The organism is Neisseria sp. P0001.S005 (assembly GCF_051963715.1).
The window spans coordinates 1-221 of record NZ_JBQCTZ010001135.1 but is presented as its reverse complement, the minus strand read 5'-3'; the positions used below and the strand labels follow the sequence as shown (position 1 = coordinate 221).

Annotated in this window: 1 pseudogene; it reads right to left on the bottom strand. The window is 52.5% G+C overall.

Going from position 1 to position 221, the window contains the following annotated elements:
* Window positions 1-221: pseudogene (locus ACTHSP_RS24310) on the bottom strand (putrescine/spermidine ABC transporter permease); the annotation flags it as partial.

The window sequence follows — 221 nt, the reverse complement described above, 5'->3', positions numbered from 1 at the left end:
GCGTAAACACGCAACAGGAAAGAGGTCCAGAAAGGCAGCATGATTGCCAACAGCAGGCCGTTGCGCGCAGCCGGATTCGCGCGTGAAATGGCATAAGCGGTCGGATAACCAATCAGCAGGCAGATGATGGTCGTCGTCAGCGCCGTCTTAATCGAAGACCAGTAGGTCATCAGATAGATATTGCTGTTTTCACTGTCGCCAAACGGATTGAGCGTATTCCA